Raw genomic sequence first — 16,734 nt, forward strand, 5'->3', positions numbered from 1 at the left:
CCTCGCCAAAGACTGGGAACGCTCCATCGAGAGCTCGACCGCGTGGGCGAATATCGCTTCTATCCGGATGCTAACCCGCAGAATTGCGCGACTTTCAGCCGCATGACAGACTTTTGAATCGGGCTCTTATCGATCCGGCCAACTTCGATAGCCCGGCCTGGATAGCATGGCCAATTGCCGCGTGGCCTCGAGGAATCTGTCCGCGAGGCCGGGCACTGCTCTGCATACGACTTCGACGGATGGCTTGACCCTGACTGCGCGACCTGTCGATTTTGCCTCAAGCGATAGCGTGGCGCAATTCGCCCGTGCCTCGCGGAGCACATCCTCTGCTTTTACCTAAGATATCGCCGCAAATATTGGGTCATCGGTTTTTCGATGAATGAATGCAGTGCGCATCCGCCAGCTACGCTAATTATAAGGCACAGAATTGCGACGGTATCGCCATCCAGATCTGCAAAAAATCTGGCGAAAATCTTAAAAATGAAAGAGGTTGTAAATACTTGGGCGAGGTAAATGCTATAGGAAGCATTGCCCAAGTAGAATAGGAAAGATGCCTCAATCTGTTTTATCTTGAGCGATCCGAGAACAATGAGAAATGATGGAATTCCCCATTTAAAAAATCGGCTCATTGGGAAATCTCGGATTTCTGGCAGAATGGAGGCCAGAAGCAGAACTGTCCCAACAATAAGAAAGGCCAGCGAGTAGTTTCGGCCTATGTCGTACTTGTGATAAATAGCGCCGCATAGCAGGCCAAGAAAAAATTCCAATATTATCAATTCGCCAGACAGAAAGCATACCGAGATGAGCGCCAGCAGCGAACAAATCATCACATTTCGGAAGTTTGCGAGAAATAAGCAGAAATAAAATACCACGTAAAATAGCATTTCATACTCAAGTGTCCATCCGACGTAGATCACCGGTCGATGATTTGTCGCGATCTGAGACAAAAATAAGAGCGAAGAAATGGCCCATTTAAAGGATATGATTTCACCTTTAAATGCAAACGGCATTAATAGCTTAAATGATATGAATAGTGATGTTATCAAGAAGTATAGAGGATATATTCTAATTGTTCTATGAGTTATGAATGCATTTGGTGAGAGCCGTTTTGTGTACTGAGTGTGAAACATAACGAAGCCAGAAATAACGAAAAATATGTCTACCCCGTTTGCCCCCCAGTTGTCCAAAATATCAATAAAATTGAGCTTGAATTTGTATTCCGGCGATAGTCCGATGATATGATATAGTACGACGTTGATCGCGGCAAAGGCTCTCAGATGCTGGATATTGAGAAGCATCAATGATTTTTTTTGTAAAGGCGGTTCCACGGAAATTATTTCCGGATCCTTATCACCTGTGTGGACTAAATTTGCCATTCTGGAGCCTCACTTCAAATCAATATTCTTAGTTGGACATGGCCGTAGTAGTCTTACCTTGCAGAATTCTATACCCAAGGAAGGCTGGCATAGGGAGGGAGCGGAAAACTGGTGCAGTTGCTCCGACGTCCCATTGCGGCCGATGGAGTTTCACTATTCGGCTCAGCATAATCGATAATTTTGCCTGATCCGCCGTAGTGACCGTACCAAGTTCCTGCAAGTCATTACCTACCGAGGGCAAAGGGCAAATCCTTGTTTCGCAACGATTTGGGTGGGAGGGGTGGCGGACATTCGTTGGCGCTCCCTCAACCCCGGATCAGCCGGTTCAGTGCGCTTCGGGCCGGTTGTTCGACCAGTCGGAAGCTCATGATCGCAAAGACAAAGGCCGCGGCCAATCGCGCTATGGCTGGAAAGCCCTCCAACTTGGCGAAGGGCTGCTGCCACAGATACAGCGAAAACGACCACAGCCCGATCTGTCGGATGGGTTGGTTTGACAAAAGGCGCTGAAGCCATGCTGGTGCACCATCGATCGTGGCCATTGCAATCGCCAACAGCAGAGTACCGCATGAATATTTTACCGGATCGGGTACGGCCTCAAAGTTCAAGAGCACGCCAATGCCACCGGCAAGGATTGGTACGATCGGGTGAATCGGGCGTTCCCGCAACAGCAGGAACGTTGCACAGGAAATCAGGATCGATGCGACGCGCACGTCGGTGCGCCAATAGACCGCATAATAATCGCCTCCGGCCAGCGTTTGCGCCAGTCCGTTTACAATGCACAGGACGGCGCCAACGATGAGCCAAGGCAGGGCGGACTGTCCGGTACGCCGACATATCAGCGCCAACAGGGCCAACAGCAAATAGGCCCATTCCTCTACCGCCAGCGACCATAAATGATCAAACACTGGCGCGCGGTGAAGCATGATCCCGACATAGTTTTCAGTGAAGGTCAGACCGCCGATTATGTCGACGGTACCGATGTTCAGTGGCCCGGGCGCGGCAAAGGCAACGGCACATATCGCGATAAACGCATACAAAGCAGGCCAAACGCGACTGATCCGCCGCAGGATGAATTGGCGCAGTGGATAATGTTCTAGAAACAGAATACCGGCCATCAAGCGGCCGCTCAGGCAGAAGAACATTTCCACGCCCAACCTGCCGGTATTGATGTGGGGAATGGGCAAGAAATGTCCCGCCAGAACAGCGAGTACAGAAAAGCCGCGCCACCCGTCAAGGTAAGGTAGCCACTTGCGCGAAGGTGCGGGCGTTGCGTCTTGGGGCTGCGGCATCTGCTGATTATCTCCAATCACTCGGCGAGTGAATTGTAATAGTCGATGTATTGGCCGGCGATTGTCTGCGGAGCTGTCTCTTGCAGACGGCCTGCAAATGTCGCAGGTAGCGGTAGTGCCGCGCGACCTGCTGCAAGCAAGATCTGCAGTCGCTTTGCCAGAGCCGTGGCATTGCCGGCTGGAAACAGCCATTGGTCCTGATCGCCGACGATCAGATCAGGGATACCCCCGATGGCAGATCCCAGCACTGGCACTCCCATGTGATAGGCTTCAATCACGATCCGACCGAATGGTTCCGCCCAGATCGACGGAACGACCAGAACGTCAATCTGCTCGAAAAAATTGCGCGGAGCGATGAAGCCGGGCAGAGATATCGGTAGGCCGCTTGCCGCCGCGCGGAACCGTTCAAGATTGGGTTGACCGTCTCCTGCGATTATCATCTGCCAGGAATTGTCCTGGGGCAGAGTTTTTGCGGCATCGATCAGCAGGTTGACTCCTTTGGCCTCGGTGACTCGGCCCAGATACCCGAACGTGAAGGGTTGTCCGGTTCGATCGGGACGCCGGTAGTCTGCACCAATCCCGGCCACAGTGGCACTGTTCCAGATCACCCTTGTTCGATCGGCAGGCAATCGGGCAAAAAGTCCATGCTGGCGATGAATCGCCAGCGTTTCCCGGCTGATAGCAACCACTCCTGACAGCGAACGGGAGTGATGTTGCTTGGCTAGGCTCAGGATCTTGCACTTAGGGCCGCAGCCGTTTCCTTCATGGTACATCGAGCTGTCGACACAGAGCAGATCATAGTCCCGCAAGGTATGAACGACCTTGTATCCCGCCTTTGCTGAATCTTGCCAAATACCTGTGGCAACATCTACCATCGAATGGGAGTGCACAATGTCAGGCTGCACAGATTTGAGTATCTGAGCAAAATGCTTCCGTTGCACGCGGTTGAACGGCATCGCCGCCTTTCGCCATTCGGCTTCAATTCGTCGATGTTTCGCTCCGTCTTCTGCCCAAAAGAGCGTGCCATGCGGAATCCGCGTGACATTCACACCATTGCGGATTTCCTGGATCAGTCCGTGCGGCGTAGTGCAGACCACGTAGACCTCATGACCGAGCGCGACTTGAGCTTCAGCCAGCGCGGCGACCGAGCGTTCTGCCCCGCCAATGGCATGCGGTGGATAGAGCATCGAAAGATGGAGGATTCTCATCTGCAGGCAACCTCATTGAGGACAGCAGCGATCCGCGATCGTGTTTGCGCAATGTCGAAACGCCGCGCTGCGTCGATCCGCCCACACGAAGCGACTTGGCGCGCAACGGTGGGGTCGTCGAGAATGCTGGTCAGTACTGCGGCAAGCGCAGTTGCATCATTCCGAGGAACGATCCAGCCGGTTGTGCCATCGTTGATGATGTCGCCGACCGCTCCGCCTAATGTGGCAACTATCGGCACTTCTGCGAGCATGGCTTCCACCACGACCCGACCGAATGGTTCGTCCGCGACCGAAGCGTGAACGATTGCATCGCATCCCGCCATAAGGATACTCACGTCGTCGCGGAAACCTGCAAAGTGGACGCGATCGCTCAGGCCAAGGCTTTTGACCTGTTCCCGCAATTCGTCGGCATAGTCGTCATGCCCGAACAAGGCACTGCCGACGATCAGTCCCTGCGCATCGGGGAGTTGCGCCAACGCGTTCAGGAAGACATGCTGCCCCTTCCACGGCGCCAGCCGACCAAATATGCCCACGACAGGCTTGTCCGAAAATCCGAATTGGGTGCGCAAGGCATCGGCGCAAGATTTGCTCCAGCGGGGTCGCCCCTTGATATCAAATCCGTTGTACACGATGGTTGCCTTGGCGGCTTTGCCGCCAGCTTCGACAAATCCGTCAAGTGATGGCTGCGAGTTGACGATCACTCGATCGGCGAAGGAATTTGCAAGGAAAATGGCAACCTTGCGGTTGGTCGGACTGAACGCTGGGTCCGTGATGATGTCATGAAGAATCCAGACCAACGGCTTGCGCGCCAACTTTGCGGCGATGGAGCAAACGACCAGAGCCTTTTGGGAGTTTGCGCAAATGACGTCGAAGTTTTTTGCGCGGCGAGCGAGCTCGCGTGCTGCCGCGAATATCGCTGTTGCACTGGCCAGGCCGGACAACAGGCCGGATTCTCTGCGAACCTCGAATAGCGACTTACCAGCGTGAACTATCAATGGTGGGCGGCCAGCATCACGCAAGGCCATGGCGGCGCCCCCATCGCGCAAGAACCCGCCAGTCCAATCTTGTGGGCCATCGCGCAAAACGTCGACCAGAAACAGCTCCGCACCGCCCATTTCCGCGGTGTGAGAGATGAATAGGGCAGCAGTCATGGTTGTTCCTGTTGCAATGTGTCGCACATAAGCTTGTCCAGACCGGCCAAATGTCGCCCTGAAAATCGCTGACGCATGCTGGCGCATCGCCGACCATCGACGACTCGCTGATTAAGCCAGTGCAACAGGATATTCAGTTTTCCGGGAAGGTTTGTGACAACGAACGAGGAGTGGATGTTCGCACTGTCGCCCAAAGTTCCTTCGAGTAACGAAGCGTAGGTTGCAATGGCCGGGTATGAGCACCCGTTGTCGCAGATGCCCTGGTCCGTCACTTGCCGGGACCGCCCAATTCGGCAAATAATGCGGCGTAGTCAGCCGCGGACTTTTGCCAATCAAAGCGGTTGCGGTTGGCCAAGCCGCGCTTGCGCAGCTCGTCCGCCAGTTCTGGGCTGTCGAGCAGACGGCCGAGGCAAGCTGCAAGCTCTTCCGGTTCATGCGGATCAAAGAACAACGCGGCATCACCGGCAACTTCGGGCAGGACCGAGGCCCTGGCCGCGACAACCGGACACCCGAGTGCCTGCGCTTCGACGACAGGTAGGCAGAATCCTTCGGCGAGGGACGGCACGGCCAAGCAAGCTGCGTGGGCGTATAGTCCGGCCAGCCGCTGGTCATCGACATTATCGGGGCTGATGACCTTGGGCGGGTTTGACCCACAGGAGGCCAGCGCTCCGCTGATCATGCCAGCGTCATCCTTGCCCACATGCACCAGCACCGGACGCGCAGGATGCTCGGCCAGCCGGTGGAGTGCAGCCACGACCACCCCGAAGTTTTTGTTCGGTGTGGCATTGCCGACAAGCAGGATATAGTTTTCAGCAATCTCCCGCGGAGGCGGCGCATCGGCGGCCAGCGTGGTGTCGTTGTAGATCACCTGACTGCGCTTCGCCGCCGCCGGTACAAAGCTGACAAGATCCTTCCGGGTTTGTGCCGAGATCGCAGCCAAGCGGGCTGAGCCACCGATCATCATTCTGGCACAGATCGCCATGGTCAGGACGGAGTTGCGCGGAAACATCTCGGGATGCGTGTGGAAATAGAGATCGTGTATCGTCGTGACCCGCGCCTTGCCGCCAAGCGCACTGCCGAACATGTCGATGTTCCAGACCACATCGATGCCCAGCTTTCTGCATAGGCGTGGAACCGTCCAGCATTGCAGCATGACGTCGGTTGCCATCTTCCTGGGGCGCGGGACTTCCACCAGTTTCAACGCATCGGTCTGCAAGCCAGCGGGCAACTGGGCGCGAGACCAATTCGAGCGCAGCACGTAAGTGTGGTCCCCGCGTTCCAGCAGGCGTTCCAGCAGCGCAAATGCAACCTTGGCAACCCCTGAGTGACGCCCCCCGTACTGGCTTGGCATGTTGAGCAGAATGTGAGCCATCGGTCCTGTCCAGTTGTTAGTCTGCGGCCGCCGTGCTTGCGCTGCGCATCGCGGTTAATGACTGCATGATAGCGAGGCGCTGCCAGCCAAGCACCGCCAATGCGGCGAGCCCATAAGCTACGCAATCGATTACCAGTTGTGCGAGAGCAGGCGTTTGCAGCGGCAGGATTGCATCGAGACCCAGCACCGCGAGCACGCCCAAAGCCGAACTGAGAGCACCGGGGGCCACCGCGCCAAGCACTCTGGTTAGCGGCACTTGCAGCAACCCGGCCATGCCAAAGTAATACCCCGCAGACATGAGCACCGTGGCGGCAAGATAGGTGTTAGCGACAGCGCTCAAGGTTCCGCCAAATACGGCCGCCACGGCAATGCTGCTGAGTATGAAGGTGGTGGCGACAATGCCTGACACCAATTGCAGCCGCACGCGACCCTGAACTACAAAGAGGGCGCCGATAAAAGACGTGGTCGATTGCAGTCCACCGGCCAGCGCCATCCGGCTGGTCAATTGCCCCAGATCATGCCAGCGCTCGGGAAGCAGGATATCGAACACCATGCCGCCGCGAAGTGAAACCAGCGTCATGATCGGGAAAGTCACCATTGCGGTAAGCCGTACCATCGCCAAATGGCTATCACGCAATAGATTGGGTCTGTCGCGCACCCTGCTTATCGTTGAGAGTAGAACGTTTGAGGCTGGCCAAGTGATAACGGTCAGCGGCACCAGCATGATCTGATAGGCAAGCGCATAAAGACCCAGCTGTGCCGTCCCAAGCATTGCGCCGACGATGAAGTTGTCGAGGTTTCGGGCAAAATAGTTTATGACGTTGAACGCGCCAACCCAGCCACCAAACCCCATCAGCGCCTGCGCCAAGCGCCAATTGAAATTGAGCGCCAACCGGTTTCCGGCAAAAATCCAGAACAACGCGCTGCGTACGGTCTGAATCGTCAGGTGGTAGGCAGCAAAGCTCCACACCCCCCATCCCATCCACGCCGCCGTGATGGCCGCGGCAAAGGCCGCCGTATTGGCAGTAGTTTCGATCCCGGCAATCCGGCCATAGGCAAGCGAGCGTTCCAGCAAGGCGCGAGGAATGACAGCAGTCATGGCGATCATCGCAACCAACGCAAATGTCACGACAAGCTGCGGCGTCTGACCCGGCCAACTGGCGAACACGCCGGCAGAATAGAGCGCCGCACTTATCACAAACATTGCGGCGCCAAATGTCGCGCAAATTGTGGCGACCGCACCCACTTCGCGCGGATTGGCAGACCCTCGCACGACGGCAACCGTAATTCCGAAATCGCCAAGCAACAGGATCAGCAGCGAGATCGGCAGAACGAAGGCCACCTGCCCAAAATCGCTGGGCAACAAGAATCGTGCAAGGGCGATATTCAGTCCGAACTGAATGAACGCTCGATAAATGTTGATGGTCGACGTGATGCTGACATTGCGAATCATGCTGAGATCCCAAAGTACCAGTAACGGCTATTTGCCGAAGTATGGCGGGTTTTGCCTATTATGGGTGAAGCAAGGTTCACACCGACACTGCTTTTATTTGCATGCACTGCGCGCGCAATTATTGCAGTCATAGGAAGTGGTCGCGTCATTGGGCGATAGCCTGCGCCGTTACCATCCTTCGTCCGGGTTTCAAGATTAAGTATCGAACGATCTGTTCGGCGATGATGTAAATCGCCGTGTAAATCAACGCGCCCAACGATACGGACATCCAGATCGCGCCCTGATTGATCGTGGTGTAGACCGACATGTAGATAAATGACGCAAAAAAGGCGCCAAAGGCTGATCGCGATCTTATGGTGTAATAAAGATAAGACCCGCACATTCCTGCGATGATTCCAAACAAAATTGTTAAAAATAACGTTGGAATGTGACCGAAGAGCAATATCAGATATGCTTCAAAACCACCGGTAAATTGCACGAGACCATTGTTTGCAAGGATGCTTTTGTAGACGTTTGTCGGTGCATAACGTGAGATGATGTAAAAAATTCCCACGTTGGAACGTAATGGGTCGGACTCGCCCTGGTAGCCCATTGATCCCATTAGTTTTTGCACCGCTCCGCCGTCAACTGAAAGCAACGGACGGTGGTCATGAGCCACGATGTACCAGATTTGGCCTTGCCCGGTGGAGCGGCCAAATAGCCGGTCGAGTGTGGAATCCCATCCCTGCGCACCGTAGTCTGAATAGACCCAGACGGTCGCACTCAGCACCAGCGGCAGCAGCGTTACCACGGCAAGCAGCAACGAGCGGGGCAGGCGAACCCGCGCACCACCTCTGGTTGTCACGAGAAGCGGTAGCACGTAGAAAATGCCGACCACGATCACTGACAGAAACTTGTCTCCGAACAGCATCAGCAGGCCCAAGAAGGCGACAAAGATCGCGTCAATCACGCGGTGTGTGGCAGTACTCATGCTGATACGAAAGCGTACTGTGGCAAGCGCTGCAGTCATCATGTATTTGCGAAGGACGACGTAATTGAAAAACCAGTCCGCGTCGGCCCGGAACTCGAAGCGATCAATCCCGTCCAATGTGGCAAAACCCTTGGTCAGGCCAGTCTGCAAAAGAACGGCGATGCCAAATCCGACCAGAGCGACCGCGCCTATAGTTTGCGCGAACCCCATTCCGGTGGCAAGCTCGGGAACCGGCTGACTATCGATACGCCGGTTTATGAAGGCTGACGACTGGCACGCCGCATGAATAAAAACTGAAGAAAGAATGCAGAAGTAGAGCGAATAGACCGGCAATTGGCCGACAATTTCAAGTTCAGTGATCCAGAACCCTAGTCCGATCATGATCAAACTGAACAGAATCAGAATTTTGGTCATTGCCATGATCGACATAAGCATCGTCTCGCGCGGATAACGCTGAAACAAAAGCCGAAGAAACCATAAGTAACTGCCCAGGGCCAGAAAAGGCCAATAGACCGATGGCGTATAGTCTTCAAAAAACGCGAAGATGATTACGGCGATGTAGTAGGCAATGATCATTTTGTCGCGCCCTCTTCTTTGGCCGACCCACTGACCATCGTGGTTTTGTCCGTCTCGCGTTTGGGAATAATCATCGCCGTAGCGACCGCTGCCAAACCGGCCAGCGCCATGCTGCGAAGCGGATAGTCGACGATGGCATGCAGCGCGATGATTATGAGGCTTGCAGTGGCAAGAATCATCTGGCCTCGTTCGATTACTGACAAGGTACCATTCCGCGAGCGACCGATCGCCTGCAATCCCAGTCTGATCAGCATCGCAAAGCCTGCCGCGATGACGATCATTCCGGCGAGGCCGGTTTCCAACGCCCACTCCAGCCAGTCACTGTGCGCATGCGCGGCGATTTTGTCGTCTACGACTTCAAGCCGTTCTGCGCGTTCAAACAGGATCTCGAACGTCCCGATGCCGCCGCCGACGGGCCAGGCCGCCTTGGTCGCGTAGATGGTATCCTCCCAGATTTCGGTGCGCGCGTCCTGAAGCACGGTGAAGCGCGAAAATACCCTTTGCAACGAGGTTACCTGTGACCCGGCTACCGCGATCAGCAACAAAACGCCCATCATGATGGCCCAGTCACGGAGCCGCCAGCGCAGGCCCAAGGCTGGCCACACGATTGCGGCATAACTGGCAAGACCAATGGGGAGCAGCGCAATGCCTGTGCGCGATCCGGTAAGGATCACCGCTATCGCTCCAACCGCTGCCAGAATGCTTGCGAAGATTAGGGTCTGCGAGCGAGACGCCCCGGGCCGGACGAAACCCAAGACGCATACAGCGGCGGCCAATAGCGCGATTTTGAGAACCTCGGTTTCGGCATTGCGGCTGGTCTGAAAGCCAACGATGTAACCCGCGTCATGCCGCCCATAGAGAGCCCAAGCGCCGCTTTGGCCTGCTGCCAGTTGGAGCCCGCCGAGCAGGATCGAAGCCAGGCCGACTGTTGCAATAGCGAGGCAGAGCCAGGTTCGCTGGGCCACGTTCAGGCTGGAAACCATCAACAGCAGAAGCGCAGCGCTGGCGATGCACAGCAGCGAGGCAAACGTGCGCAGCGGTGACACCGAAAGCGGCATCCAGACGTCGGCCCGCCCCAACATGCTCAGCGATTGCACTTCGATGCCGCGATCCGGTAGCGATTGCCAAATTGCGGGGGGCAGGGGTATGAGCTGGGCCACTGGCACGATCAGCATAAGGCCGGCAAACAGCCATGACTCGGTCGGAATCTTTGATGATCTGCCCGCGAGCGATCGTTGGATCACCAACGCCATTGCAGCGACAGCGACGAGGGTTTGAACGATCATCTCGGCGAGTGGGTAGGTAGTGCCCCCACCTCCGCCGACCATGGTCACCGTGACAGCAAAGCCAACGATCACGGTTTCCCGGATGCTCGCCGTGTCTGACAGGAGCCCCGGTGACTGGCGCCGATCTGACCGCGCGCGCTTTTCAGTCGCGCTTGGCCGAGAGTTGAGCTCCGTTCCGGAATGCTTGGTCGCACCAAGGGTGAATTGGCGACGGCGCGATCCACCTTTACCGCGTTCATGTCGAGCGCGCTCGCCCATCACAATGCTCTTAGTTCGAGGTCTGACAACAGGACATCGGCGCCGGGTTCCAACCAGATGGCGAGGTACTGCACCTCGCAATCAGGGGGCACCGACAGGTCGACGGTCATACGTCCGGGCTTACCGGTTACGGGCGTGGTAGGCATGGCATCTACCCTACTCATCCCACACGACAGCGACACCGAGATCGCGGGAATGTTTCCGGCGCCACCATTGTTTGCGGCCGACAAACCAAGGCGATAGGAACCGGGGGCCAAAACGGTGATCTGGCGCATGACCGGAGCGGATACCGCGCCGGAAACCTGCACGCGCAAACGCTGATGGTCTGTCCCATCGGTGGTTATGCGGCTGGCCTCGACGCTACCGGTTGTCATCAGTTGCCAATTAAAGCCTCGCAACCGGGTCGCCTGCTCGATCCGGTCCGATGCAAGCGCATGGGCAAGATCGCCGTCGTAGATCAACGAAGCGAACGCAGGACAGGACTTGGCCCACGACTGCTTGGCTTCAGCGGGTAGACCAGAAGCAAGAAGCGTTGCCACAAACCGCGAGATACTTTCACACGACCAAGCATTGGCAGCAGCTAACCGCACAACGTCCGCGCGGGCCTGCAATTCTTCGGGCGCCTTGTTCGGGCCAGCCGTCAGGAATGAATCGCCCCAGTTCGGCCGCGCGTTTAAACGCTTTGCCAGCAGGCCGCGCGCCACATCGTTAGCCAGGACTGGATCGAGCAATTGCGAATTTTCAGCCAACGCCGGTTGTGACCGTAGCAAGCCATCAAGCTGCTCGGTAGCTAGCGGCCAATCCTCATTCTGGATCGCGCTGTCGTACCAGTAGAGCAAAGTCGGAGCATCGCGCCAGCCCAACGCCTTGCCGACGGAAAAGGTGGTAAACGCCCCCTCGACATCGCCCGCAAGCTGCTGTTGCATGCCAAGCAGCCCGATGATGTGCCGGTCGACCGGGTCGTCGACCAATGCGTCGCGCAATGCCACTACCGCGCCCTTGGCGTCGTTCTTGCGGATGGCGTTGGCAACGCGCAAACTGCCGTCGTCGTAAGCGAAGCCGGCCACCCACGAGCCAGGGTCCGTACGCACCATCCGTGCCGCGCCGAACACCAGAGCGTTGCAAGCCAACACTGCCAGTCCGGCAAAGGCCAGGACAGATTTCGCAATGCCGACCTGCATTTGCCCCGCTTTCATCGCGTTCAGTCAGGTGTCGTCGACGAGTACGTATAGTAGTTGTACCCGTAATATTCCGAGTACTGGTTCGAAACCTTCGATACGTCGAACATGGTGAGCGTTGCGCCGAGAATGTTGGCTCGAACGGCGGCAAGACGCTGAAGCGAGGTGCGTAGAGCGCGACGGCGGCACCGTTCGGACTGCACGACGATCAGGACACCATCAGCCAGCGCCGAAATGATTGGCGCGTCAGCCAAACCAAGCACCGGCGGGCTATCGAGAATCACTAGGTCGAAGCGGCCCTTCAATTCCTCAAGCATTGCCAGCAGGCCGGGCGAGTTGAGCAGTTCGGTCGGGTTGGGCGGGATCGGGCCAGATGTGATGGCTGACAAGTTGGTCAGTTCGGTTGGCTGCAAAACTTCGTCGAGCGTGTTCTGCGAGGTCAGAAGGCTGCTAACCCCAAGCTTGTTACTGCCGACGTAGCGGTGGAGTGTCGGTCTGCGCAAGTCCATGTCGACCAGCACGACCTTGCGGCCGATCCGGGCAAAAATGTAAGCGATCGCGATGCTGCTGGTCGACTTACCTTCCGATGGCTGCGAGCTGGTGATCATCAAGGATCGTGGCAGACCATTGGGTGTCGAATAGCGCAAGGCGCTGCTCAGCGAATTGTACGCCTCGCTGAGCGTCGACTTGGGGTCCGCCAGTTCCTCGATTGGATTGCTCAATTCCAACTTGGGGATCACCCCCAAGAGCGAGAGACCCAGCTTGCCTTCGACTTCTTCAGGTACTCGGATGGCGTCGTCGAACTGTTCACGCAGGAAGATTACCGAACCCGATATCAGGCCCGCGAGGAAGATCGCCACGGCAACATTGCGGATGAGGCTGGGCGAGCTTGGCTTCGTCGGGGTATCCGCCTGATCGATGATGGTGATGTTGCTGGCGCTGATGCCGGCGGCCGCGTTCAGTTCCTTGTACCGCTGCAGCAAACCTTCGTACAATGTGCGGTTGGTGTAGGAATCGCGCGCAAGCAGGTTGTACGTAACCGCACGGTCCTGTTCGGCAAGAGACGATCCCTGCAGCAATTTGACCTGACTATCGAGGCTCTTTTCGGCCTGTACCGCCGATTCGTACTGCTGACGAACCGAATTGCGGATGCTTTGCGCGACCTGATCGATCTGCTTGTTGATCGCGGCCAGCTGGGCCTTGAACTGCAGGATGGTGGGGTAGTCGTCGAGGTGCTTGGCGCGCTCGCGTTGCAGATCGGCTTCGAGCTTTGCGCGGTCGGACAGCAGACCCGTTACCGCCTGGTTGGCCAGAACGTCCGGCGAACTGAGCAGATCGTTGCTCTTTAGCAGGTTATAGCGCTGTTCTGCCGCGATTCGGGCGGTCTTGGCTTCGTTGGCCGCCGTGTTGAGCTGGAGCAAACTGGCTGACGTAACAGCGTTGGCGCCACCTGCACCTGGATCGTTCGCCGCATTGACCGAAGGGTCGCGCGCGCGCAACAGGCCCGCCGAGCGGGCGTAAGAGTTCAGATCAAGTTCGGATTTCTCGAGTTTAGCCTTCGCTTGGTCGAGTTGCCCGGCAATGAAGTCGCGCGCGTAAGACGAGCTGTCATACCGACGTTGCAGGTTTGCTTGAATGACTTCGGAAGCCCAAGCATTGGCAACCCTAGCCGAAAGTGCCGGATCAGTACTGGTGAACGAGATCGAAGCAAGGCGTGAGTTGCGCGGCAAGTTGGAACCCTGCCCCTTGCGCAGCACGGTAAGCGTGAATTCCTTGACTTCGGCCGGCGTGTCGCTCGCATCAGGTGCGGCTACGGCCATACCTTCATAGAACGACTTGTTGCCAAGCAGATGGAGGCGACTGACCACGCGCTCGGCCAGCGCACGGCTGTTCACGATGTCCATCTGCGTTTGCAGGAAACGTTCGGTATCTAGCGGCGATGACGCTTCACTTTGTGAAATGTCCTCGTCCTTGCCCAACACTTGCGCGGACTGGTTGTTGATCTGGATCGTGGTTTCGGCGGTGTAACGCGGGGTTTGCAGCAGCGTGATCGTAACCGCCAGCGCAAGAATGCCACCACTGATCAGGACGATCAGCCTTAAATTGGCCCGCAGGAGGGTTACAAACTTTTGCAGATCGAGCAAGCGGCTGTTTTCCTGCTCGACCGGGGTTTGTACGGCGGGCGCGGCGACGGCAGCGGAATTGTCTGCAGGGCTTGCGATGTTTGTGGTGCGGTTCACGGTGGCGTCTACTTTTACAAACGGGTGAAGACGTTAAACAGCGGCGCGGCCTGCAGCAGGTCGCGGTAGGCCGACTTGGTCGACGAGAAGCCGACCACGATCGCATCGCCACCGAGGATGCGGGGGTCCGGGTCGAGCCCCGCACGGATACGGTTCAAATTGAAGCGAGCCGCCATCCGGTTGCCATCGACCGTGCGGAACACCACGATATCGGTCAATCGCGCGATACGGGTCGGGCTTTCCGCCATCGAGACGGCAGACAGCAATGTGGTCTCGGGTGTGACCGGATAAGCACCAGCCTTGTTGACTTGGCCTTCTACCGAAACAAGCCGCTCGGCAGGTTCAGTCACGTTGATCGAGACCCGTGGGTCGCGAATGTATTTTTCTTTCAATTTGTTTGCAATCAGTTGCGAGGCCTGATCCGGGGAGAGGCCCGAGATCTTTATCGAGCCGATCAGCGGTATCTGCACGCGCCCGGCGTAATCGACCGAGAGCTTTTCGATCGTCAGATCCGGTTCTTCGACCACTGCAAGCGACAACAAGTCGCGAGGGCCGATCAGATACGAATCAGTTTCTGTGTTGGAAGCCGAAGGGGGGATCAATTTGTAGGCGCTGGCTCCGCGGGGAAGATCGTCCGCTTGTGGGCCTGCACAGCCGACAATCCCGGTGCAAAGCGAAAGAACCATTAGATTGAGACCGAGTTTCATGGCTTTCATTGCACACCCTTTGCAAGAAATATCAGCGCCTTAGTGCCAAAGGGAGCGCAGCCCTGAAAATTGCAAAGACCGTCGAAAACGTTCGAGGGCCCCCCCTTTGGACAGATGAACGAGACGCTCAGTCGTATAGCCGCGCCATGAAATTGCGCAATCTCTAAGTTGTGCAAGTGCGTACGACCGCCTGCGCCATGAAATTGTAAAATCGTTTCGTTAATCATCTTTGCACTGCGTAGTACGGATCGCAGCGACCGAGAAAACATGCCGATCGGTGGTGGGCGTTGCGGCCACATTCGTGTTTCGGACGCGGTCATGCAGGCTTGACCAGTATGGCTTGACCGTCGGCCGATAGGCCCACGCTGGCGAGGTTTTCCGCGCTCGCGCAGTCACCTGGATGGAGCTCGGTGCCATCGGCAAGGCGCACCGTTCCCAAGCGCGGAATGACCAGCAGCGGGCCGTCATAGGCGGCCGTCAGAGCGGCATCGGGCAGGCCTTCGACCTGCGTAGCGGTGAAGTACCGGCCACTGGCCAGCTCGATCGTGCCGTGCGCCGGAATTGTGCGGTGCAACAAAGGATCGAGCGGCTCTCCGCGCGCCACTTTGAGCCCGGCATCGAGGTGCAGTTCGCGCGGGCGGCCATAATCGTACAGACGATAAGTGATGTCCGAATTCTGCTGGATCTCGATCAGACTTACCCCCGCGCCGATGGCGTGGACGGTGCCTGCGGGGATGTAGAAGAAGTCGCCCGCCTGCACCGGGTGCCACACCAGCAGATCCTCGATCGAACCGTCGAGTGCGGCGGAGCGCATGGCCGCCTCGTCGAGGTGGCCGGCAAAACCCACGCCCAGGGTGGCGCCCGGTTCGGCGTCGATCACCAGCCAGCATTCCTCCTTGCCGCCCCAGCCGGTGCGCGCTGTCTCGCCGCTCGCCTCGGCTTGCGCGTCGCTCGGATGGACCTGCACCGACAGCGCCTGACTGGTGAAGATGTACTTGACCAGCAGGCTGGGCACTTCAGGCGGCGGCACGAACCACACTTCGCCGATCCGCTCGCCCGCAGGTGCCACGAACGGCGCGGGCAGTACGTCCTTGCCCCAGGGCTTGTCGACCATGCGTACCGCCAGTTTGCCCATTGCCGTGATGCCTTGCCTTTCCTTGTGTATCTGCTGAAATGTGATCAATCAGGCCGATTTATTGGTTCGTTGCGCCGGTCAGTTTGCCGACGGCTTGTGCGCCTGCCGGGGTGGCTACCAGCACCTCATCGCCGTCGACCACCACGATCAGATCGCTGGCGCCGACCACCGACACGCGCGGGCCGTCGCTGCTGACCAGAACGTTGCGGCAGCCCAGCAGTTCCGCGCGGCCCTTCCCGGTGTTGTGCACCGCGTTGCCGTCCGCGTCGCTCGCCATTGCCTCATGCAGCGCCTGCCAGTTGCCGATGTCCGACCAGGCCATCGTCGCTGGCACCATCGCGGCGCGCGCGGTGTTTTCCATCACCGCATAATCGACCGATTCGCTCTCGATCAGCGCGAACGCTTCGGGATCGGGGTGAAAGCGCTGGCCATCCTCATGTCCTTGCGCCACCGCCGTCTGCACCGCAGCGAACAGCGTCGGGCGATGCGCCGCCAGTTCGGACAGGAAGAACCCGGCGCGGAAGGCAAAGATGCC

At 57.4% G+C, this 16,734-nt stretch carries 13 protein-coding genes and 1 pseudogene; 1 reads left to right on the plus strand and 13 read right to left on the minus strand.

Features of this window, described 5'->3' with window-relative positions; translation table 11 throughout:
* A pseudogene (locus tag LDN95_RS21655) lies at nt 1–106 on the plus strand (IS5/IS1182 family transposase); the annotation flags it as partial.
* Nucleotides 107–332: 226 nt separating this feature from the next.
* Here the strand turns inward: LDN95_RS21655 and LDN95_RS21660 are convergent.
* The 13 genes from LDN95_RS21660 to LDN95_RS21720 form a co-directional block, all read right to left on the minus strand.
* Nucleotides 333–1,376 carry an acyltransferase gene (locus tag LDN95_RS21660; RefSeq protein ID WP_226019610.1) on the minus strand — a complete coding sequence of 348 codons (1,044 nt, stop codon included), beginning with the start codon at nt 1,374–1,376 and terminating at the stop codon, nt 333–335.
* Between the two features lie 305 nt (nt 1,377–1,681).
* Nucleotides 1,682–2,665 (minus strand): acyltransferase, encoded by a 984-nt coding sequence (locus LDN95_RS21665; protein WP_226019611.1) that lies wholly within the window; start codon nt 2,663–2,665, stop codon nt 1,682–1,684.
* 17 nt (nt 2,666–2,682) lie between these two features.
* Nucleotides 2,683–3,873: a glycosyltransferase family 4 protein gene (locus tag LDN95_RS21670; protein WP_226019612.1), complete on the minus strand. Its 1,191-nt coding sequence runs from the start codon at nt 3,871–3,873 to the stop codon at nt 2,683–2,685.
* Complete coding sequence (locus LDN95_RS21675) at nt 3,870–5,024, minus strand: glycosyltransferase family 4 protein (RefSeq protein ID WP_226019613.1); 1,155 nt, start codon at nt 5,022–5,024, stop codon at nt 3,870–3,872. The genes LDN95_RS21670 and LDN95_RS21675 overlap by 4 nt, the downstream gene beginning before the upstream one ends.
* A 268-nt stretch (nt 5,025–5,292) precedes the next feature.
* On the minus strand, nt 5,293–6,396 hold the full coding sequence (locus LDN95_RS21680; protein WP_370631728.1) for a glycosyltransferase family 4 protein: 1,104 nt from the start codon (nt 6,394–6,396) through the stop codon (nt 5,293–5,295).
* A 16-nt stretch (nt 6,397–6,412) separates the two neighbouring features.
* Nucleotides 6,413–7,849 (minus strand): oligosaccharide flippase family protein, encoded by a 1,437-nt coding sequence (locus LDN95_RS21685; protein ID WP_226019614.1) that lies wholly within the window; start codon nt 7,847–7,849, stop codon nt 6,413–6,415.
* A 145-nt stretch (nt 7,850–7,994) separates the two neighbouring features.
* The gene (locus LDN95_RS21690; RefSeq protein WP_226019615.1) at nt 7,995–9,395 is read right to left on the minus strand and encodes a DUF6418 domain-containing protein; all 1,401 of its coding nucleotides are present in this window, start codon (nt 9,393–9,395) and stop codon (nt 7,995–7,997) included.
* Nucleotides 9,392–10,939 (minus strand): O-antigen ligase, encoded by a 1,548-nt coding sequence (locus LDN95_RS21695; RefSeq protein ID WP_226019616.1) that lies wholly within the window; start codon nt 10,937–10,939, stop codon nt 9,392–9,394. Before LDN95_RS21695 ends, LDN95_RS21690 begins: the two co-directional genes overlap by 4 nt.
* Nucleotides 10,939–12,120 (minus strand): hypothetical protein, encoded by a 1,182-nt coding sequence (locus LDN95_RS21700; RefSeq protein ID WP_226019617.1) that lies wholly within the window; start codon nt 12,118–12,120, stop codon nt 10,939–10,941. The genes LDN95_RS21695 and LDN95_RS21700 overlap by 1 nt, the downstream gene beginning before the upstream one ends.
* Before the next feature lie 20 nt (nt 12,121–12,140).
* On the minus strand, nt 12,141–14,357 hold the full coding sequence (locus tag LDN95_RS21705; RefSeq protein WP_226019618.1) for a polysaccharide biosynthesis tyrosine autokinase: 2,217 nt from the start codon (nt 14,355–14,357) through the stop codon (nt 12,141–12,143).
* A 14-nt stretch (nt 14,358–14,371) separates the two neighbouring features.
* Nucleotides 14,372–15,064, minus strand: a complete 693-nt coding sequence (locus LDN95_RS21710) for a polysaccharide biosynthesis/export family protein (RefSeq protein WP_226019619.1) — start codon at nt 15,062–15,064, stop codon at nt 14,372–14,374.
* Nucleotides 15,065–15,380: 316 nt separating this feature from the next.
* The gene (locus LDN95_RS21715) at nt 15,381–16,199 is read right to left on the minus strand and encodes a class I mannose-6-phosphate isomerase (protein WP_226019620.1); all 819 of its coding nucleotides are present in this window, start codon (nt 16,197–16,199) and stop codon (nt 15,381–15,383) included.
* Between the two features lie 58 nt (nt 16,200–16,257).
* On the minus strand, nt 16,258–16,734 hold a 477-nt coding region (locus tag LDN95_RS21720), incomplete at its 5' end, for a sugar phosphate nucleotidyltransferase (RefSeq protein WP_255631062.1).

The sequence above is a fragment of the Novosphingobium sp. FKTRR1 genome (assembly GCF_020404405.1).
Classification (GTDB): domain Bacteria; phylum Pseudomonadota; class Alphaproteobacteria; order Sphingomonadales; family Sphingomonadaceae; genus Novosphingobium.